The sequence below is a fragment of the Nonomuraea sp. B1E8 genome, from assembly GCF_039871515.1.
GTDB lineage: Bacteria > Actinomycetota > Actinomycetes > Streptosporangiales > Streptosporangiaceae > Nonomuraea.
The window spans coordinates 21,211-39,217 of sequence record NZ_JBDPLS010000026.1 but is presented as its reverse complement, the minus strand read 5'-3'; the positions used below and the strand labels follow the sequence as shown (position 1 = coordinate 39,217).

At 71.1% G+C, this 18,007-nt stretch carries 18 protein-coding genes; 10 read left to right on the top strand and 8 right to left on the bottom strand.

The window, feature by feature from the left end:
• Positions 1-198: 198 nt before the first annotated feature.
• Both rsgA and aroA read right to left on the bottom strand, forming a co-directional pair.
• Complete coding sequence (rsgA, locus tag ABGA98_RS44410; RefSeq protein ID WP_347624535.1) at positions 199-1,236, bottom strand: ribosome small subunit-dependent GTPase A; 1,038 nt, start codon at positions 1,234-1,236, stop codon at positions 199-201.
• A gap of 174 nt (positions 1,237-1,410) precedes the next feature.
• Positions 1,411-2,682, bottom strand: a complete 1,272-nt coding sequence (gene aroA, locus ABGA98_RS44405; protein ID WP_347624516.1) for a 3-phosphoshikimate 1-carboxyvinyltransferase — start codon at positions 2,680-2,682, stop codon at positions 1,411-1,413.
• Between the two features lie 97 nt (positions 2,683-2,779).
• Here aroA and ABGA98_RS44400 point away from each other — a divergent pair, with 97 nt between their 5' ends.
• Positions 2,780-3,523 carry an SOS response-associated peptidase gene (locus ABGA98_RS44400; protein WP_347624515.1) on the top strand — a complete coding sequence of 248 codons (744 nt, stop codon included), beginning with the start codon at positions 2,780-2,782 and terminating at the stop codon, positions 3,521-3,523.
• Between the two features lie 157 nt (positions 3,524-3,680).
• Positions 3,681-4,013, top strand: coding sequence for a TraR/DksA C4-type zinc finger protein (locus ABGA98_RS44395; protein WP_347624514.1), 333 nt, complete (start codon positions 3,681-3,683; stop codon positions 4,011-4,013).
• 67 nt (positions 4,014-4,080) lie between these two features.
• Here the strand turns inward: ABGA98_RS44395 and ABGA98_RS44390 are convergent, their stop codons facing one another.
• Entirely contained in the window at positions 4,081-4,821 is a 741-nt protein-coding gene (locus tag ABGA98_RS44390; protein WP_132336385.1) for a methyltransferase domain-containing protein, read from the bottom strand.
• 234 nt (positions 4,822-5,055) lie between these two features.
• On the opposite strand from ABGA98_RS44390, the gene ABGA98_RS44385 reads away from it, so the two are divergent.
• The 7 genes from ABGA98_RS44385 to ABGA98_RS44355 all read left to right on the top strand — a co-directional run bounded on the left by ABGA98_RS44385 (position 5,056) and on the right by ABGA98_RS44355 (position 11,512).
• Complete coding sequence (locus ABGA98_RS44385; protein ID WP_132510087.1) at positions 5,056-5,661, top strand: sigma-70 family RNA polymerase sigma factor; 606 nt, start codon at positions 5,056-5,058, stop codon at positions 5,659-5,661.
• The gene (rsrA, locus tag ABGA98_RS44380; RefSeq protein ID WP_132594015.1) at positions 5,658-5,924 is read left to right on the top strand and encodes a mycothiol system anti-sigma-R factor; all 267 of its coding nucleotides are present in this window, start codon (positions 5,658-5,660) and stop codon (positions 5,922-5,924) included. The genes ABGA98_RS44385 and rsrA overlap by 4 nt, the downstream gene beginning before the upstream one ends.
• A 10-nt stretch (positions 5,925-5,934) precedes the next feature.
• On the top strand, positions 5,935-6,876 hold the full coding sequence (locus ABGA98_RS44375; protein WP_347624513.1) for an NAD-dependent epimerase/dehydratase family protein: 942 nt from the start codon (positions 5,935-5,937) through the stop codon (positions 6,874-6,876).
• Between the two features lie 235 nt (positions 6,877-7,111).
• Positions 7,112-8,467, top strand: coding sequence for an HD-GYP domain-containing protein (locus tag ABGA98_RS44370; RefSeq protein ID WP_347624512.1), 1,356 nt, complete (start codon positions 7,112-7,114; stop codon positions 8,465-8,467).
• Positions 8,464-9,759: an HD domain-containing phosphohydrolase gene (locus ABGA98_RS44365; RefSeq protein WP_347624511.1), complete on the top strand. Its 1,296-nt coding sequence runs from the start codon at positions 8,464-8,466 to the stop codon at positions 9,757-9,759. Before ABGA98_RS44370 ends, ABGA98_RS44365 begins: the two co-directional genes overlap by 4 nt.
• 132 nt (positions 9,760-9,891) lie before the next feature.
• Positions 9,892-11,256, top strand: a complete 1,365-nt coding sequence (locus ABGA98_RS44360; protein ID WP_347624510.1) for a biotin carboxylase N-terminal domain-containing protein — start codon at positions 9,892-9,894, stop codon at positions 11,254-11,256.
• A 40-nt stretch (positions 11,257-11,296) separates the two neighbouring features.
• A complete protein-coding gene (locus ABGA98_RS44355) occupies positions 11,297-11,512 on the top strand; it encodes a biotin/lipoyl-binding carrier protein (RefSeq protein ID WP_347624509.1) in 216 nt (71 codons plus the stop codon).
• A gap of 6 nt (positions 11,513-11,518) precedes the next feature.
• On the opposite strand, the gene ABGA98_RS44350 is transcribed toward ABGA98_RS44355, so the two are convergent.
• Positions 11,519-11,908, bottom strand: coding sequence for a hotdog domain-containing protein (locus ABGA98_RS44350; RefSeq protein WP_347624508.1), 390 nt, complete (start codon positions 11,906-11,908; stop codon positions 11,519-11,521).
• Positions 11,909-12,143: 235 nt separating this feature from the next.
• Here ABGA98_RS44350 and ABGA98_RS44345 point away from each other — a divergent pair, with 235 nt between their 5' ends.
• Positions 12,144-13,700, top strand: a complete 1,557-nt coding sequence (locus ABGA98_RS44345) for a serine/threonine protein kinase (RefSeq protein WP_347624507.1) — start codon at positions 12,144-12,146, stop codon at positions 13,698-13,700.
• A gap of 2 nt (positions 13,701-13,702) precedes the next feature.
• On the opposite strand, the gene ABGA98_RS44340 is transcribed toward ABGA98_RS44345, so the two are convergent.
• The 4 genes from ABGA98_RS44340 to ABGA98_RS44325 all read right to left on the bottom strand — a co-directional run bounded on the left by ABGA98_RS44340 (position 13,703) and on the right by ABGA98_RS44325 (position 17,993).
• The gene (locus tag ABGA98_RS44340; RefSeq protein WP_347624506.1) at positions 13,703-15,349 is read right to left on the bottom strand and encodes an acetolactate synthase; all 1,647 of its coding nucleotides are present in this window, start codon (positions 15,347-15,349) and stop codon (positions 13,703-13,705) included.
• A gap of 63 nt (positions 15,350-15,412) precedes the next feature.
• A complete protein-coding gene (locus ABGA98_RS44335; RefSeq protein ID WP_347624505.1) occupies positions 15,413-16,189 on the bottom strand; it encodes a hypothetical protein in 777 nt (258 codons plus the stop codon).
• On the bottom strand, positions 16,186-16,842 hold the full coding sequence (locus ABGA98_RS44330; RefSeq protein ID WP_347624504.1) for a response regulator transcription factor: 657 nt from the start codon (positions 16,840-16,842) through the stop codon (positions 16,186-16,188). Before ABGA98_RS44330 ends, ABGA98_RS44335 begins: the two co-directional genes overlap by 4 nt.
• Complete coding sequence (locus tag ABGA98_RS44325; protein WP_347624503.1) at positions 16,833-17,993, bottom strand: sensor histidine kinase; 1,161 nt, start codon at positions 17,991-17,993, stop codon at positions 16,833-16,835. Before ABGA98_RS44325 ends, ABGA98_RS44330 begins: the two co-directional genes overlap by 10 nt.
• Positions 17,994-18,007: the final 14 nt, after the last annotated feature.

Genomic DNA, 18,007 nt, shown 5'->3' with positions numbered 1-18,007 from the left:
AGTCGTATACCGAACATCAGTCACCAACGTCTCTTTTCTGGTAACCGGTATCCCTTTTCACCGTCAGCGGTAAGTACGTCATGTCGAGAGATATCACTGATCTTCCCTGGCAGTCCGTCCCTTTTGCCCGCCCATTGACCGCGAGAAAGGCAGTGCGTACGAGCGCGCCATGACGGCACGTAAGGGCACGTGAAAGGCTCAGGGAACGTCGTCGGGCGAGCCCTCGCGGCTGGACAGGAGGCGACGGAGCGACTCCAGGCGGGCGGGGTCGGCGTTGCCGGCGGCCACCCAGGCGTCCAGGGCGCAACCGTCGCCCAGGTGGGTGCAGCCCTTCGGGCAGTCGACCGTGCCCTCCACCAGGTCGGGGAACCCCGCCAGCACCGTCTCCACCGACACGTGGGCCAGGCCGAAGCTGCGAACTCCCGGGGTGTCGATGATCCAGCCGCCCTCCGGCAGCTCCAGGGCGACGGCCGAGGTGGAGGTGTGGCGGCCGCGGCCCGTGACGGCGTTGACCTGGGAGACGGCGCGGTTGGCGTCGGGGACCAGGGCGTTGACCAGGGTGGACTTGCCGACGCCCGAGTGGCCGACCAGAACGCTGATGCGCCCGGTCAGGTGGTCGCGCAGCTCGTCGAGCGAGCCGCCCTTGCGCACGACGACGTGCGAGACGCCCAGCGGTTCGTACAGGGCGACCAGGGAGTCGGGCGGGGCGAGATCCGACTTGGTGAGGCAGAGCAGAGCCTCGATCTCGGCGTCGAACGCGGCCACCAGCATGCGGTCGATCATGCGAGGTCGCGGCGGCGGATCGGCCAGGGCGGTCACGATGACGAGCTGGTCGGCGTTGGCGACGACCGGTCGTTCGATGCCGTCGGTGTCATCGGTGTCGTCGGCCGAGCGGCGCAACATCGAGCTGCGCGGCTCCACGCGGACGACCCTCGCCAGGGTGTCGGGACGGCCGGAGACGTCGCCGACCAGGGCGACCCGGTCGCCCACGACGATGCCCTTGCGGCCGAGCTCACGGGCCTTCATGGCGACCACCAGGCGGTGCTGCGGCTGCCGCCTGCGTTTCTGGGCCGACCCGCGTTCGGGCTCGACCAGGACGGTGTAGCGGCCCCGGTCGACGGCGACCACGAACCCTCCGACGGCGTCCTCGTGCGCAGGACGGATCCGGGTGCGCGGCCGTGACCCCTTGCCCGGCCTGACCCGTACGTCGTCCTCGTCGTACTCCCGCTTTCTCAGCGGTCCGCTCCCATACGCTCGCTTCCCCTCTGTGGTCGGTGACAGGGTGCTCGGTGACGCGGGCCGGGTGCGGCGGGTCGGTGCGGGCAGCGCGCAGTCACGTCTCGCCCATCTCCGACGTGCCCGGGACTTCCCCCCTGAAACCGGCGGCCGGCAGCGGCCGGATCACCGTCGTCATCGGGCGTCCAGCATCGCCGCCCACATCTGGGCGAACTCCGGCAGGGTCTTGGCGGTCGTCGCGATGTTCTCCACCCGCACTCCTGGGACCGCGAGCCCGATCACCGCTCCAGCGGTGGCCATGCGGTGGTCGTCGTAGCTGTGGAAGGTGCCGCCGCGTAGCGGGCGGGGGCGGATGACCAGGCCGTCGTCCGTCTCCTCGGCGTCGCCGCCGAGGCGGTTGAGCTCGGTGGCCAGCGCGGCCAGGCGGTCGGTCTCGTGGCCGCGCAGGTGGCTCACGCCCCGGATGCGGCTCGGGGTGCGCGCGAGCGCGGCCAGCGCGGCGATCGTCGGGGTCAGCTCGCCGACCTCGTGCAGGTCGGCGTCGATGCCGGTGATCTCGCCCGTGCCCGTGACGACCAGGTCGGCCGTGCGGGTGACCGTGGCGCCCATGGAGGTGAGCAGGCCCCGCAGGGCGTCGCCGGGCTGGGTGGTCTCGGCGGGCCATGCCGGGATGGTGACCGTGCCGCCCGTGACCAGCGCGGCGGCCAGGAACGGGGCCGCGTTGGACAGGTCGGGCTCGACCGTGACGTCTCTCGCCGCGATCGGGCCGGGCTCGACGCGCCACACGTCGCGCTCGCCGTCGTCGACCGTGACGCCGGCCGCCCTGAGCATCTGCACCGTCATCTCGATGTGCGGCTGCGAGGGCACGGGCGGGCCCACGTGGCGAATCGTGACGCCCTTCTCGAAGCGTGCGGCCGCCAGCAGCAGCCCCGAGACGAACTGCGACGAACCCGACGCGTCCAGTGTCACCTCGCCGCCCGTGACGGGCCCGATGATCGTGAACGGCAGCGCGTCGTTGTCGACCCGCGCGTTCAGCGAGCGCAGTGCGTCGAGGATGGGCCCCATCGGGCGCTTGCGCGCGTGCGGGTCGCCGTCGAAGTGGACCGGGCCGTCGGCCAGCGCGGCCATCGGCGGGACGAAGCGCATGACCGTGCCCGCCAGGCCGGCGTCGATGCTCGCGCCGCCGCGGACCGGGCCCGGCGTCACGTGCCAGTCGACCCCTGCGGCGCTCTCATCGCCGGCCACCAGCGTCGTGCCGAGCGCCCGCAGCGCGGCGGCCATCAGGTCCGCGTCGCGGCTGCGCAGCGCACCGCGCACGACGCCGGGGCCGTCGGCGAGCGCGGCGAGCAGGAGCGCGCGGTTGGTCACCGACTTGGAGCCGGGCAGCGAGACGGTGGCGCTGACGGGGGTCGTCGCCGTCGGTGCGGGCCAGAGCGTAGCGGGCATGGTCAAAGAGTACTGGGAGTGGTGGGACGCGGTCGAAGTCCGCGCGCCGCCGCCGGGCGGACACGCGAGCGGGGGAAGGACATGGCAGTGTGGTGTCATGTGCGGTAGATACGCCTCGGCGCGCAAGAAGCACGAGCTGCTCGAGGAGTTCCAGGTCGAGCAGGACGGCGAGCCCGACAGGGAGCTCGGCGCCGACTACAACGTGGCGCCGACCAAGAACGTCTATGCCGTCCTGAGCCGCGTGCCCCACGAGGCCGAGCGGGCGGTACGCCAGCTCAGGATCCTCAAGTGGGGCCTGGTCCCCGCCTGGGCGAAGGACCCGTCGATCGGCTCGCGGCTGATCAACGCCAGGGCCGAGACGCTGGCGGAGAAACCGTCCTACCGCCGGGCGTTCGCCAAGCGCAGATGCCTGCTCCCGGCCGACGGCTATTTCGAGTGGATGCCGGTTGAAGGCGAGAAGAAGAAGCAGCCGTACTTCATCCATCCCGCGGACGGCGGGGTGCTGGCCATGGCCGGCCTGTACGAGTTCTGGAAGGATCCGTCGCGCGCCGACGACGACCCGCTCCAATGGCTCGTCAGCTGCACCGTCATCACGACCGACGCCGAAGACCACCTGGGCCGCATCCACGACAGGATGCCCATGATGATCGAGCGCGACCGCTGGGCCGAGTGGCTCGACCCCAAGCTCACCGACACCGAGAGGGCCTCCGAGTTGCTGGTGCCCGCCGAGTCGGGGCGGCTCACGGCGTACGCGGTCTCCACGGATGTGAACAACGTCAGGAACAACGGCCCCGACCTCATCAAACCGCTCCCCGAGGCGGGGGAGCCCGCGCTGTTCTAAAGGTGTAAGAAGCGCGGTAAGTGGGCATTCGGTGAGGAAAGCGATGCAACCGTTCACTCGGTGTCACCGCCATATCGGCCCCCATTGATCGTGCCGGCGGGGACATCCGGGGAGTCCTGGCCGCAGGCTTCCCTCATTCACCCGGAGGTGCGGATTCGTGGACGTCACGACCGCTCGTGAGCGGCTGAAAGACATGCTCGCCGAACTGGACCGCTCGATCGGGGTCCTCAAAGGCGACCCCGTCGCGGTGCGGGAATACTCCGCGGCCGACGCGGGCGCCGACCTGACCGACGCCGACCGCGCGCAGGCCATGCTGACCGTGGCCACCGCGCAGCGCAGCGCGGTGGTGGAGGCGATCGAGCGCATCGACGAAGGCGTCTACGGCAGGTGCGTCGACTGCGGCAAGCCCGTGCCCGAAGGCCGGCTGGAGGCCCGCCCGGAGGCCGCGCGGTGCGTGCAGTGCCAGGGGAAGCGGGAGCGCCGCCGCTGACCTCGCCGGGGCCGCCGGCAACGAAGAACGGCGGCCCGGCCAGAATGTGGGGCCGGTCGGCAGGCGGTCAGCGCTTGCGGGCGCTGGCCACCAGGTGGATGCCGACGGTGTCGTCGTCGTCGGGATGGGCCTCGAGCTCCGTGCGCACGAGATAGGACAGGGCGCGCGCGTCGGACGAGAGCACGTGGTCGACCGTGGACGGCGACAACACCGTGCGCGGCCGCATCCACTCCACCTCCAGCCCGGTGCCCGCCAGCAACTCGCGCAGCTGCCCGCTGCTGAAGCAGCGCGTGATGCTGCCGTCGGGCCACGGCACGAGCATGACCTCGCCGGTCTGGCGCAGGTGCTGCCACTGGCCCTGCTCGGCCAGGATCGCCATGCCCAGCACGAGCGAGTCGACGCACACCAGCGCCCGGCCGCCGGGGCGCAACACCCTGGCCACGTCGCTCATCGCCGACTCGGCCATCAGCTCGACCGACATCGCGCGCTCTTCGGCGAGGACGGCGTCCACGCTCTCGTCGGGCAGGAACGACAGATCGTCGGCGCGTACGTGACGGACGCGGTCGGCGTCGCGCAATCGGGACTGCGCGTCGACCGTGCGGCGGAAGTCGAGCACCTCGATCACCCGGTGCCCGGCCCTGGCCGCCTGGCCGGACCACCGGCCGCGGCCGCCGGACAGGTCGAGGATCACGGAGGGCTGGCTGGGAAGCCATCGGTTCAGTTGCTCGGCGGCGACGGCGCGATAGAAGGTCCAGTACGGCCCGAGCGTCCCTGAGCCGTTCAGTTCCTCGGCCGGAATGGGCAGCACACGCGACTCCTGGGTGACGGGAAAAGGGCTACCAGCCGGTACGTTATGACGTTCCCCGCACCGGGTCCTTCGTACCTTCTATCTTGCGGGAACAGACGAGGGCGCGGGTGTGTTGCGACGAGCATGCTCACATTGCTCAGCCCCCAACCCGCTGACCAGGAGGTCACGGGCCAGCGGGTATCCTCCCCTGAGTACGGTGTTCCGCCACGGTCGGCCACCGGTGATCTTAGGGGGGTGGGTCCGGTGCCCGCGACAGGCGCGGAGACGCTGGAGCAGCGAAGCGAGCGATTCGAGCGCGACGTCATGCCGTATCTCGAGCAGCTCTACTCCGCGGCGCTCCGGATGACCCGAAATCCCGCGGACGCGGAGGACCTGCTGCAGGAGACCTTCGCCAAGGCGTTCGCGTCGTTCCACCAGTTCCAGCAGGGCACCAACCTCAAGGCGTGGCTCTACCGGATCCTGACCAACACCTTCATCAACAGTTACCGCAAGAAGCAGCGCGAGCCGAAGCAGTCGGGCGCCGAGGAGATCGAGGACTGGCAGCTCGCGCGGGCTGAGTCCCACACCTCGAGCGGGCTGAAGTCGGCCGAGGTCGAGGCGCTCGAGCACCTGCCCGACGGCGACATCAAGCAGGCGCTGGCGGCTCTGCCCGAGGAGTTCAGGATCGCCGTCTACCTGGCTGACGTCGAGGGCTTCCCCTACAAGGAGATCGCCGACATCATGGGCACTCCGATCGGCACCGTGATGTCGAGGCTGCACAGGGGACGCAGGCAGTTGCGGGGCCTCCTTGAGGACTATGCTCGCGAGCGTGGCCTGGTCCCGGCGGAGGGATCGAAATGAGCTGTGGCAACCCGCATGACACCGACTGTCGCGAAGTGCTCGACAAGGTTTACGCCTATCTCGACGGCGAGCTGACCGAAAGCGACGTCGCTGACATCCGCGTGCATCTCGACGAGTGCAGCCCGTGCCTGCAGGAATATGATTTGGACAAAGCGGTCAAGGCGCTTGTGCACAAACACTGCGGCTGCGACCCGGTCCCCGCAGACCTGCGATCCAAGGTCCTGGCCCGCATCGCGCAAGTGAGGTCGGAGCTGGCCGACTAGGATCGACCGCATGCGCGCGTTGGTCACCGGGGGTGCCGGGTTCATCGGTTCGAATCTCGTCGATCGTCTGCTGGGCGACGGGCACGAGGTCGACGTGGTCGACGATCTGTCCTCAGGGCGCCGGGACAACCTGGAGCAGGCGAGCGGGAGCGACCGCTTCCGGCTGCACGAGATCGACGTGCGCGATCCCGCGCTGATCGACCTGGTCGCCGACCTGCAACCCGAGGTGATCTGCCACCTCGCCGCGCAGATCAGCGTGCGCAGGAGCGTCGCCGACCCGGTGCACGACGCGGACGTCAACGTCGTGGGCACGGCGTCCGTGCTGGCCGCGGCCCACGAGGGGCGCACCCGCAAGGTGGTGTTCGCCTCGTCGGTGGCGGTCTACGGCAGGCCGTCGGTGATCCCGGTGCCCGGTGACGCGCCGACCGACCCGCGTTCCCCTTACGCCGCGTCCAAGCTGAGCGGCGAGACCTACCTCGCCACGTTCCGGGCCCTCTACGGTCTCGAATACACCACGCTGGTGCTCTCCAACGTCTACGGCCCGCGCCAGTCGCCCGAGGGCGAGGCCGGCGTGGTCGCCATCTTCACCGATGCCCTGCTGTCGGGCACGCCCACGGTCCTCTACGGCGACGGCACCCAGACCCGCGACTACATCTACGTCGACGACGTGGTCGACGGCTTCGTCAGGGCGTGCGGGGCGGAGGGCAACGGCCGCAGGTTCAACCTCGGCACCGGCATCCAGACCAGCGACCGCCGGCTGCACTCGCTCATCGCCGACGCGGCGGGCGCCCAGGACAAGCCGGGGTTCGCGCAGCCGCGCGTGGGCGACCTGCCGGCGATGGCGGTCGACCCGGTGCCGGCCCACGACGGGCTCGGCTGGCAGCCGCGCACCGGCCTGTCGACCGGCGTGAAGAAGACCGTGGAGTGGGCCGCCGCACATCGCGTCTCGTAGTGGCTTGATTACGCTTTGCTTGCTATTTCACACTCGGGCGGTGCGACCACGTCCTCTTCTGTAGCGTGAAACTCCTCAAGTCGACCGTGGAGGCATGCGTATGTTGAAGGCTATGGTCGCCCGGCTGTTCATGGCCGCCGTGCTGGCCGCTCCGATGGTCATGGTGTTCGGGGGAGCGTTCGGGGGAGCGATCCCACCCGGGGTTTCCTGGACCTGACCGCCGTAGGGGGCCGCAATGCGTGATCTGCCGTGGCCCGCAAGGGCCTATCTGGTCGCTGTGATCGGGGTGGCGGCCGCTCTCATCGTTCGCGGCGTCGTGGTCTCCGGCGCCCCCGTGGCTCCGGAGGACCTCGACATCCTGCTCGTGCTCGCGCTGCTGTTCCTGGTGTGCGAGTCGATGCCGACGCTGCTCAACGTGGAGCAGTTCGCCGTCTCGGTGAGCTTCTCGGCCTCGCTGGCCGCCGTGGTGCTGCTCGGTCCCGAGGGGGCGGCGCTGGTGGGGCTGACCGCGATCGTGAGCGTGCGGCCGGGGCTGCCGTTGATCAAACGTCTGTTCAACGGCGCCCAGTTCGCCATCTGCGGCTTCGCGGCCGGGTGGGTCTACGTCGCGCTCGACGGGCAGGTCGGCGTGCCTCAGGTCAACGCGTTCGACGACCTGATCGGCCCCTACGTCGCGGCCACGGCCGTCTTCGTGCCGCTCAACATCGTCCTCACCCTCACCGTGATCGCGCTGGCCACGGGGTCGCGCGCCACCGAGGTGCCGATGCGCGGCATGGTCCAGTTCCTGCTGTCCTATCTGGGCTACGGCACGTTCGGGCTGCTGGTGGCGGGGTTGTGGGCCACCGTGGCGTCGATCTCGGCGGTGCTGGTGCTGGTGCCGCTCTTCGTGGCGCGGTGGGCGTTCGGCCAGTATCACGCGCAGCAGCGCTCCTACGACGCCACCATCGCCGCGCTCTGCCAGGCGGTGGAGACGAAAGACTATTACACGCGCGGCCACTGCACGCGGGTCTCGCACGCCTCCTCCATGATCGCCCAGGAGATCGGCATGGGGGTCGAGCGGGTGCGGGCGATCCGCTACGCCGGCATGCTCCACGACGTGGGCAAACTCGGCGTGCCGACCAAGGTGCTGCAGAAGGACGGGCCGCTCACCGAGGAGGAGTTCGCCGCGATCCAGCTGCACCCGATGCGCGGGCTGGAGATCGTGCGCGGCATCGGGTTCCTCGACGAGGCCTACGCCGGCATCATGCACCACCACGAGCGCCACGACGGCACCGGCTACCCGATGGGGCTGGCCGGTGACGAGATCCCCGAGTTCGCGAAGGTCATCGCGGTGGCCGACGCGTTCGACTCGATGACCTCCGACCGTTCCTACCGCGGCGCCAGGCCGGTGCCGGTGGCCGTGGAAGAGCTGCGCAAATGCGCCGGCACCCATTTCGACCCGGTCATGGTCGCGGCCTTCATCAGGGCGCTCGACCGCGAGCCGTGGCAGCCGCCGCGCCGCGTCGACCCGCCGCCTCCCGAGGCCGCCGAGTCCCCGATCAAGGACCACGACGACCCGACCATGCCCATCGAGGTCGTGACCGGTCAATGATCACCACAGCGCGTCCCCGGCGGCGGGCCGAGCGGTCCGTGGGCACGGTGCTGCGCCGGCTCGACTCGGGGCAGCTCCTGCTCATCTGCGTGGCCGGGCTGGTCGCGGTGGCGGGGGTCGGCTACACCGCCGCCGCCGGGCTCGAACGCCCGGAGATCGCGGTCGGGTTCGGCGCGCTGATCGCGGTCGGCGAGCTGGCCAGGCTCACCATGCCGGGCAACAGGGAGGTCGCGCCCATCGGGGCCGCCGCGGCGCTCGGCTACACGTTGCTGCTCGACCTCAGCCAGAATCCGCTGCGCCACCCCGCGCTGCAGGTGGTCGCGGTGATCGCGGTCGGCATGACCGCGGGAGCGCTGCCGCACCTGGCCGTCGGCCGCCCGCCGCGACTCGACGCGATGGCCAGGCGGCTGCTCATCGGCGCGTTGCCGGCGTTCGCGTTCCGGCCGCTGGCCGACCCGCTCCACGAGCTCACCAAGCCGCCGACCAGCACGTGGTGGCCGGCGCTCGCGGCGATGGCCACGCTCATCACGATCACCTTGCTGATCGACGTGCTGATCGCGGCGCTGCTCAGGGCGGAGCAGGTGCGCACCGCGTTCCGGGTGGCGGTGCGTGACGAGATCAACATGGCGTTCCCGCTGGGCGCCGCCGTGGGCTCGTCGGGCGTGCTGCTCGCCCTGGCCACGCACAGCATGGATCTGGTGGCGCTGCTGGTTTTCGCCGCTCCGCTGCTGGTCACCCAGGTCGCTTTCAGGAAGTACGCCGGCATCCGCGCCACCTACCTGCAGACCGTGCGCGCCCTGTCCCGGGTGACGGAGGTCGGCGGCTACGTCGAGCCGGGGCACTCGCGCCGGGTGAGCCGGCTGGCCGTGGCCATCGGCAGAGAGCTGGGCATGGCCGAGCCCGAGCTGCTGGAGCTGGAATACGCGGCGCTGATGCACGACATCGGCCAGCTGTCGCTGCGCGATCCGATCCCCGGCGGCGCCACCGTGCTCACCGAGCCCGAGCAGGCCCGCCGCATCGCCGAGCTGGGCGCCGAGGTGATCCGGCAGACGGGCGTGCTCGACCGCGTGGCCGAGGTGGTCAGACGGCAGTGCGACCCGATCACTGAGGACCCGCCGCTGTCGAGCCGCATCATCAAGGTCGCCAACGCCTACGACGACCTGGTGGGGCCCTCCACCGACCGCGACCGCGCCGGGGCGGCGCTGGAGCGCATCCGGCAGTCCCCTGGCGGCTCCTACGACCCCCACGCGATCGAGGCGCTCGGGCGCGTGATCGACCGTGGCCGCGTCTAAGCTGTTGTCGCCCGCGCCCAGCCACCGGCCCGTGGAGCGCTCCTGATTGTGGGGTTCCTACAGATCGTGCTGGCCGCTTCGGTGGTTTCGGGGGAAAGGGGTCAAGCCTGTGGCGGCCATAAGGTGGTCGGCGTGCTTACTGAGACGCTCGGACCCGTTCTGGTCGCCAACCGAGGTGAGATCGCGCGGCGGATCATCCGCACGGTCAGACGGATGGGCCTGCGTGCCGTCGCCGTGCACTCGGAGGCCGACGCCGACCTGCCGTTCGTCCGCGAGGCCGACGAGGCGGTGCTGATCGGCCCGGCCAACCCCGCGCAGAGCTACCTCGACGCCGGCAAGGTGCTGGAGGCGGCGCGGGCGACGGGCGCGCGGTCCGTGCACCCGGGCTACGGGTTCCTCGCCGAGAACGCCGCGTTCGCCAGGGCCGTGATCGAGGCGGGGATGGTGTGGATCGGGCCCGCGCCCGAGGCCATCGACAGGATGGGCGACAAGATCAACGCCAGGAACCTCATGGAGGCCGCGGGCGTTCCGGTCGCCGCGGGCACCCGCGAGCCGGTCACCGACCTGTCGCTGGCGCTGCGGGCCGCGGAGTCCATCGGCTATCCGGTCATGGTCAAGACCGCGGCCGGCGGCGGCGGCATCGGCATGAGCGTGGCCTACGACGACGAGGGCATGGGCAAGGCGTACGACCAGGCGGCCAGGGCGGCGGCGAGGTTCGCCGGCAGTGCGGGTGACGCGCTCGACGGGCCCGCCGTGCTGCTCGAGCGCTATATCGAGCGGGCCCGCCACGTCGAGGTGCAGATCTTCGGCCTGCCCGACGGCCGGGTCGTGGCGCTGGGCGAGCGCGACTGCTCGGTGCAGCGCCGCCACCAGAAGGTCGTCGAGGAGTCGCCGTCTCCCGGCATCACGCCGGAGTTGCGCGAGCGCATGCTCGCCGCCGCCGTGCGGGCCGGCGAGGCCGTCGGCTATGCCGGCGCGGGCACCGTCGAGTGCCTGGTCGACGCCGACCGGCAGGATTTCGTGTTCCTGGAGATGAATACGAGACTGCAGGTGGAGCACCCGGTCACCGAGCTGGTCACCGGCGTCGACCTGGTCGAGCTGCAGCTGCGTGTCGCGGCGGGCGAGAGCCCTGAGGTGCCGGCCGAGCCGGCCGGGCACGCGATAGAGTTCCGCGTCTACGCGGAGGACCCGAAGCGGTTCTTCCCCGGCCCTGGCACGATCACGGCGTGGGAGGAGCCGGTCGCCGACGGCGTGCGGGTCGACTCCGGCTATGAGATGGGCAACACGGTCACCCCGTTCTACGACCCCCTGATGGCCAAGCTCTGCGTCCGCGGCGAGAGCCGCGCCGACGCGCTGGAGAAGGGCCGCAAGGCGGTGGCGGCGTTCACCGTAGAGGGACCGAAGAACAATCTGCCATTCTGTGCGGAGCTGCTGGAGAACGCGGAGTTCGTCGCCGGCGACTACGACACCGGTCTGGTCGCGCGCATGCGCGCCTAGGTCGTGGACATTATCGGATCATGGAAAGAGGGGAGTCGCGGTGGCTGAGGTACGCGCCGAGATGGTGGCCAACGTGTGGAAGGTCGTCGTCCGCGAGGGCGACAGCGTGTCCGAGGGTGACACGCTCGTCATCCTCGAGTCGATGAAGATGGAGATCCCGGTGCTCGCCGAGGACGACGGCACGGTGGCCCAGCTCAAGGTGGCCGAGGGCGACGTGATCCAGGAAGGCGACCTGATCGCCGTCATCGACGACTAGCGGCCCTCACGTCGTGCGCCGTTCGCTCGCGGCCAGGAATCTGGCGCGGTCGACGAGGACGCGCTCGATCGTGCCCTTGCCCACGACGGAGTGCTCGTCGTGGGCCTCGAAGGCGAAGGTCAGGCGACGGCCGTCGACCCGCGTCAGCTCGACGCCGAGCTGCACGCGCGTGCCGAGCGGGCTGGCGGCCACGTGCTCCAGCTCGACCCGGGTGCCGACGGACGTCTGGCCCGGCGCGAGGTGCCGCTCGACGGCGCGCACGGTCGCCGCCTCGGCCAGCGCGAGCAGCCGGGGCGTGGCCAGCACGGGCACGTCTCCGCTGCCCACGCTCTTGGCGGTGTCGTCCATCTCGACCACGATGAGCGACTGGGCGCGAAGACCAGGAGCGAGCGTCATGGGATCAGCCTAGCGATGCGGCCGTGGAGTTCCGCGAAACGCGGACAAGGCCCGCCGTGAGGCCGCAGGATAGAGTTTGTACGGCTTGAGGCATTTGAGTGGCATGTGGGACAGGTGAGTCGTACACTCTCTGACTTCCGTGACCACTGTGTTACCTTACCGCGATGAAAGTTCGCTTTGTTGGAGACTCGCGGGGTGGGAGAGGTTACTGAAGTAGGGGGGTAACGGGGGCGTCATGGTGGCACAAGGGACGACGCTGGCGGGGCGGTATCGATTGGATACCCGCATCGGCGCCGGCGGCATGGGCGAGGTGTGGCGGGGCGAGGATATCGTCCTGGCCCGCACCGTCGCCGTCAAGGTGCTGCTGCCAGGCCGTATGGAGGACCCGGGGTTCGTCGCTCGCTTCCAGGGGGAGGCGCGGGCGATGGCCACGATCAACCACAGCGGTGTGGTCGACGTCTACGACTACGGCGTCAGCGGCGACACCGTCTACCTGGTGATGAAGTTCGTCGACGGTGAGCCGCTCGACCGCTTACTGTCCAGGCTGGGCCGGATCGCGCCGCAGCAGGCCATGGAGCTGATCGCGCAGGCCGCCTCGGCGTTGCAGGCCGTGCACGACCAGGGCATCGTGCACCGCGACGTCAAACCGGGCAACCTGCTCGTGCAGCGCGACGGCACGCTGGTGCTGACCGACTTCGGCATCGCCAGGTCCGACCTGGCCAACCGGCTCACCGACGCCGGCATGGTGCTGGGCACGGCCGCCTACTGCGCCCCCGAGCAGGCCGAGGGTGCGCCTGTCACGCCCGCGGTCGACATCTACGCGCTCGGCGTGGTCGCGTACGAGTGCCTGATGGGGCAGCGTCCGTTCGACGGCGACAGCGCGGTCACGATCGCGCTCAAGCACATCCGCGAGGCCCCGCCGCCGCTGCCCGCCGAGATCCCCCCGGCGGTGCGCACGCTGGTCGAGTGCGCGCTGTCGAAAGACCCGGCCAGGCGTTACCCGTCGGCCAAGGCCATGAGCGAGGCGGCCCGCGCGGCCGCCAGCGGGCAGCCCTCGCCCGTGCCCGAGCCGGCTCAGGCGCCTCCCGCTGCTGCTCCGCCGATGGAGGCGTACCAGACCGGTGCGCACCAGCAGGCATCCCAGGACACGAACGTGTCCGAGCGTCGCGGCGGCAGCCGGCGGGCGGCGAAGGCGCCGCGCAGGACCGGCCTGATCACGGGCATCGCGGTCGCGGTGGTGCTCGGCGCGGGCGCCGGCGCGGTCGCTCTGACGGGCATGACCCCCGGCGAGCCGCAGGTCACCGAGACCGCTGTTCCGCGGGGCGACACGTCGTCCATCCAGCCCCCCCGCGAGACGAAGACCACCAGGCCGTCCAGGCCCGACCCGACGACCTCGGAGCCCAGGCCGACCACCAGGCCGTCCAGGCCCGACCCGACGACCCCGGAGCCCAGGCCGACCAGGACCCCCACCCGCACGCCGACGCCCACCCCGACGCCCACCACCACGCCGTCGGGCTCTCCCACGCCCACCGCCGGCAAGAAGCGCGTGCCCAAGGTGGTCGGGAAGAGGTTCCTCGAGGCGCAGGACATCCTCCTGGCGATGGGCTTCGAGGTGGACCTCGACGACCAGACCACCACTACCGCCGGTCTGCGCTGCGGCACCGTCAAGGCCATGACGCCCAAGGGCGGCACCCAGGCGGACGAAGGCGCCGAGATCACGCTGGTCGTCGTCGACAGCCCCTGCACGAGCGGCAGCCCGAGCCCCACCCCGTCGGCCACCCCGAAGCAGTAGCGTCACACCCCCGTCGTGTTGCGGGGGTAGGCGATCTGCGGGTCGGTGGCGATGTTCACCATGTAGGGGATGCCCGAGTCGAACGCCCTGCGCAGCGCGGGCCCGATCTCCGACGGCTTAGTGACGAGCTCGCCGCCGCCGCCGAGCGCGGTCACGACCTGGTCGTAACGGCACTGGGGCTGCAGCTCGGCCGCCACGTCGTAGCCGTACAACATCTGCATGGGGTGCTTCTCCAGGCCCCAGATGCCGTTGTTGCCGCAGACCATGACGACCGGCAGCCGGTGGCGTACGAGGGTGTCGACGTCCATCAGGGAGAACCCGGCGGCGCCGTCGCCGAGCAGCAGCACGACCTGTGAGGACGGCCTGGCCAGGCGGGCGGCGATGGAGTAGCCGAGGCCGGTGCCGAGACAGCCGTACGGGCCCGGGTCGAGCCAGTTGCCCGGCTGCCGGGGCTCGACGTACTTGCCCGCGTAGGAGACGAAGTCGCCGCCGTCGCCGATGACCACGGCGTCGTCGGCCAGGATCTTGCCCAGCTCGCCGTAGATGCGCATGGGGTGGATCGGGTCGGAGTCGGAGGCCAGCAACTCGGCGTCGCCGGCCATGGCCGCGGCGGCCGTGTCGGACAACCTCGTCACCCAGGGGGCGTAGGCGTCGGGTTTGACGCCCGCGTCGCCACAGGCGGCGCCGAGGCCCCAGAACACCACCGACAGGTCGCCCGCGGCGGATGCGACCGGCTGCATGTGCGTGGCCAGCTGCGACGGCGCGTCGGCGATGTGGACCACGCGGGCCAGCGGCGCGCCGTCCTTGCCGCCGAACCAGCCGTAGCCGAGCCGGAAGTCGAGCGGGGTGCCGACCACGATCACCAGGTCGGCCTGGGAGAAGGCGAGCCCTCGCGCCCGGGTGACGAGCAGCTCGTGCCCCGAGGGCAGGATGCCGCGGCCCTGGCCGTTGGGGATGACCGGCAGCCGCCACGTCTCGGCGAAGTCGCGGGCGGCCTCCTCGGCGCGCTCCATCCACACGTCGGACCCGTACACCAGCACGGGCCGCTCGGCCTCGGCCAGCAGCCGTGCGATGCCGGCCAGGTCGCCGGGGTCGGGCTCCAGCGGCGAGGGCGTCTGCGTCTGCACGTCGTGCACCGGCGACGGCGAGAACAGGTGGTCCATGTAGAAGTCGAGGAACACCGGGCCGCGATGGGAGGCGACCGCCGTGCGGAAGGCCATCTCGACCTCGTGGCCGACCGACTCGGCGCCGCTCGCCGTGAACGACAGCTTGGTGATCGGGTCGAGCAGCGGCGGGTGGTCCATCTCCTGTAGCGCGCCGCTGCCCCAGCGGGACTGGGGCGCCCGGCCGCCCATGACGACCACGGGAGAGCCGTTGAAGTGGGCGGTCGCGACGCCGCTGACGCCGTTGGTGATGCCGGGGCCGGCGGTCAGCACGGCCAGCCCGGGCTTCCTGGTCAGCCGGGCCGTCGCTTCGGCGGCGAAGACCGCGCTCTGCTCGTGGCGTACGTCGAGGATGCGCATCTCCTCGTGCACGGCGCCGTCGTAGAGCGGAAAGACGTGCCCTCCCGACAGGGTGAACATGGTCTCGACGCCATAGGCCTTGGACACGGCGACGGCGGCGTCACCGGCGTGCTTCGCAGACTCCATGCCGGGAACTTACCAACCAGTCACAAGAGTAAACAGGTCTTAAGGCCCGGACACGGGTGATCTTCAGCGGCAGCACAGGGTGACGGTGCCGTCCGGCGCCCTCGCGGTGATCTTCCGCGGCGAGCCGGGGTCCCTGCCGATGTTCAGGGTGCTGTTGCGGGCGACCACCGAGACGTCGTACGAGCCCTCGCGCACGTGCACCCGCACGTCGCCGGACGTCCTGACGACGGCCTTCACGGTCGCCGGCGGGTTGGCGAACGTCAGGCTCACGTTGCCCGCCCCGACCTCCACATCGGCCTCCTCGGCGTTGAGCGTGTCGGCGCGGACGCTGCCGGTGCCGACCCTGGCCCAGAGGGAGCCGGCGACGTCGTCGACGCTCACGTCGCCGGTGACGGAGGTCAGGCGCACGTCGCCGTACACGTCGTCGACGCTGAGCATGCCACCGGTCGTGCCGGCCACGATGTCGGTCTCGGGCGGCACGAAGAGCAGGTAGTCGGCCCTGCAGAGGGGGCCGTCCGGCTGGTCGGCGCCGGGGCAGACGGCCTCGAGCCGCAAGGTGCTCGTGCGCGCGTCCCAGTCCTCCGTGACGGCGGGCCGGTCGCGCGTCCACCGCAGGGACCTGGAGATGAGCAGCTCGCCGGCGTTGCCAGGCAGGATGGCCACGTCGACGTCGCCCCTCGCGGCGTTGATCTGGATCCTGCCCTCGGTGAACGGGATCGACCGTGCCGTGACCTCCTCCGGCGTCCTGGCCTTGGCGAACGTGTGCCAGAGCGCCGTCGTGGACGCCAGCAGCGCCATCGTGGTCATCAGCGCGCCCGCGGTCAGCCAGGCCGCTCTCATGGCAGGCTCCTGATCCTGAGGAAGCGCAGCACGGCGAGCACCCGCCGGTGGTCGCCCTCGGCGGGTGACAGGTCGAGCTTGGTGAAGATGTTGCCGATGTGCTTGCCGACCGCCCCTTCGCTGAGCACCAGCGCCTGGCCGATGCCCGCGTTCGACCGGCCTTCCGCCATCAGCTGGAGCACCTCGTGCTCGCGCGGCGTCAGGCGCTCCAGCGGGTCGCTGTTGCCGCGTAGCAGCAACTGGGCGACCACCTCGGGGTCGAGGGCGGTGCCGCCGGAGGCCACCCTGCGCAGCGCGTCGATGAACTCGGCCACGTCGGCCACCCGGTCCTTGAGGAGGTAGCCGACGCCGCCGGTCGCGGCCGAGGCCAGCAGCTGGGCGGCGTAGCGCTCCTCGACGTACTGGGAGAGCACGAGGACCGCGAGGCCCGGTTGCTGGCGGCGCAGCAGGAGGGCGGCCCTCAGCCCCTCGTCGGTGTGCGTGGGCGGCATCCTGACGTCGGTGATGACCAGCTCGGGCCGGTGTTCCTCGGCCGCCCGCAGCAGCCCCTCGGCCTCGTCCACGGCCGCCACCACGTCCATGCCGGAGGCGTCGAGAAGCCGGATCAGGCCCTCTCGCAGCAGTACGGAGTCTTCGGCCAGCACTACTCGCACGGCAGTTCCACCTCGATCGTCGTCGGGCCCCCCAGCGGGCTGGACAAGCGGAGCGACCCGTCGACCGCGTCGATCCGCTGGGCCAGGCCGCGCAGCCCGGTGCCGCCGTCCAGCCTGGCGCCGCCGCAGCCGTCGTCGTAGACCTCCATGTGCAGGCGGTCGCGCTCGCGCCGCACGGTCACCTCGGCCTTGGTGGCCGAGGCGTGTTTGGCGATGTTGGTCAGTGCTTCGGACACGATGAAGAACGCCACCGCCTCGATGGTCGGACTCGTACGCCGCTCGATGTCGACCCGGAGTTTGACCGGCACGGGCGCGCGGGCGGCGACTCCGGACAGCGCCGCGTCCAGGCCCTGGTCGTTGAGCACGGCCGGGTGCAGCCCTCTGACGAAGTCGCGCAGCTCCTTGAGCGCCTGCTTGGCCTCCTCGTGGGCCTGCTCGATCGCCTGGCGGGCCGGCTCGGGCAGGTCGGTCAGGGTGGCCCTGGCCAGGCCGAGGTTCATGGCGAGCGAGACCAGCCGCTGCTGCGCGCCATCGTGCAGGTCACGCTCGATCCTGCGGCGCTCGGCGTCGGCCGCGTCGATGACCCCGGCCCGGCTCTCGGTCAGCGTCTCGATCCGCTGCCCCAGCTCCGAGCGGCTGGGCCCGAGGAGTGTACGCGCCACCAGCAGGTCGAGCGCCGCCATGCCGCGCGCCAGGAGGGGAGCGAGGATGAGCAGCGCGAGCCCCGCCCCCATGAAGATCCCCAGCACGCGCTCGTCGCGCAGGTTGAACTCGAACACCATGGGCGGGGGCTCCAGCCGCGGCGGCAGGAACGACAGCAGCCCCACGAACGACCCGCCCCACACCACGGCCACCAGGAACGCCGCGGCGGCGCCCACGAACGGCGACAGCAGGTGGTAGGCGATCTGCCGCCACGCCGTGGGGCTCCGCCATCCCGCCAGGGGCGGTGTGGGCGGGATGCGCACCCCCTGGAACGCCGCGAACCGGGAGCACTGCACCCGGGTGAACCACGGCAGGGCCCGCCACAGCAGGCGAGGGACCACGGCCAGCAGGACCGTCAGCCCGCCGAGCAGCACGGCGACCGGCAGGCCGGTCATGACGTGAGCCGTGTCGAGCCAGGCCCGTGCCGACCACGGACGGGGGACTGTCATGCCTTAACGGTATT

Bases quoted from the DNA above. Each gene is read 5' to 3' on its own strand.
- aroA (WP_347624516.1), bottom strand. From the start codon at position 2,682: ATGCCCGCTACGCTCTGGCCCGCACCGACGGCGACGACCCCCGTCAGC.
- ABGA98_RS44400 (WP_347624515.1), top strand. From the start codon at position 2,780: ATGTGCGGTAGATACGCCTCGGCGCGCAAGAAGCACGAGCTGCTCGAG.
- rsrA (WP_132594015.1), top strand. From the start codon at position 5,658: ATGAGCTGTGGCAACCCGCATGACACCGACTGTCGCGAAGTGCTCGAC.
- ABGA98_RS44375 (WP_347624513.1), top strand. From the start codon at position 5,935: ATGCGCGCGTTGGTCACCGGGGGTGCCGGGTTCATCGGTTCGAATCTC.
- ABGA98_RS44370 (WP_347624512.1), top strand. From the start codon at position 7,112: ATGCGTGATCTGCCGTGGCCCGCAAGGGCCTATCTGGTCGCTGTGATC.
- ABGA98_RS44365 (WP_347624511.1), top strand. From the start codon at position 8,464: ATGATCACCACAGCGCGTCCCCGGCGGCGGGCCGAGCGGTCCGTGGGC.
- ABGA98_RS44350 (WP_347624508.1), bottom strand. From the start codon at position 11,908: ATGACGCTCGCTCCTGGTCTTCGCGCCCAGTCGCTCATCGTGGTCGAG.
- ABGA98_RS44345 (WP_347624507.1), top strand. From the start codon at position 12,144: ATGGTGGCACAAGGGACGACGCTGGCGGGGCGGTATCGATTGGATACC.
- ABGA98_RS44340 (WP_347624506.1), bottom strand. From the start codon at position 15,349: ATGGAGTCTGCGAAGCACGCCGGTGACGCCGCCGTCGCCGTGTCCAAG.
- ABGA98_RS44335 (WP_347624505.1), bottom strand. From the start codon at position 16,189: ATGAGAGCGGCCTGGCTGACCGCGGGCGCGCTGATGACCACGATGGCG.
- ABGA98_RS44325 (WP_347624503.1), bottom strand. From the start codon at position 17,993: ATGACAGTCCCCCGTCCGTGGTCGGCACGGGCCTGGCTCGACACGGCT.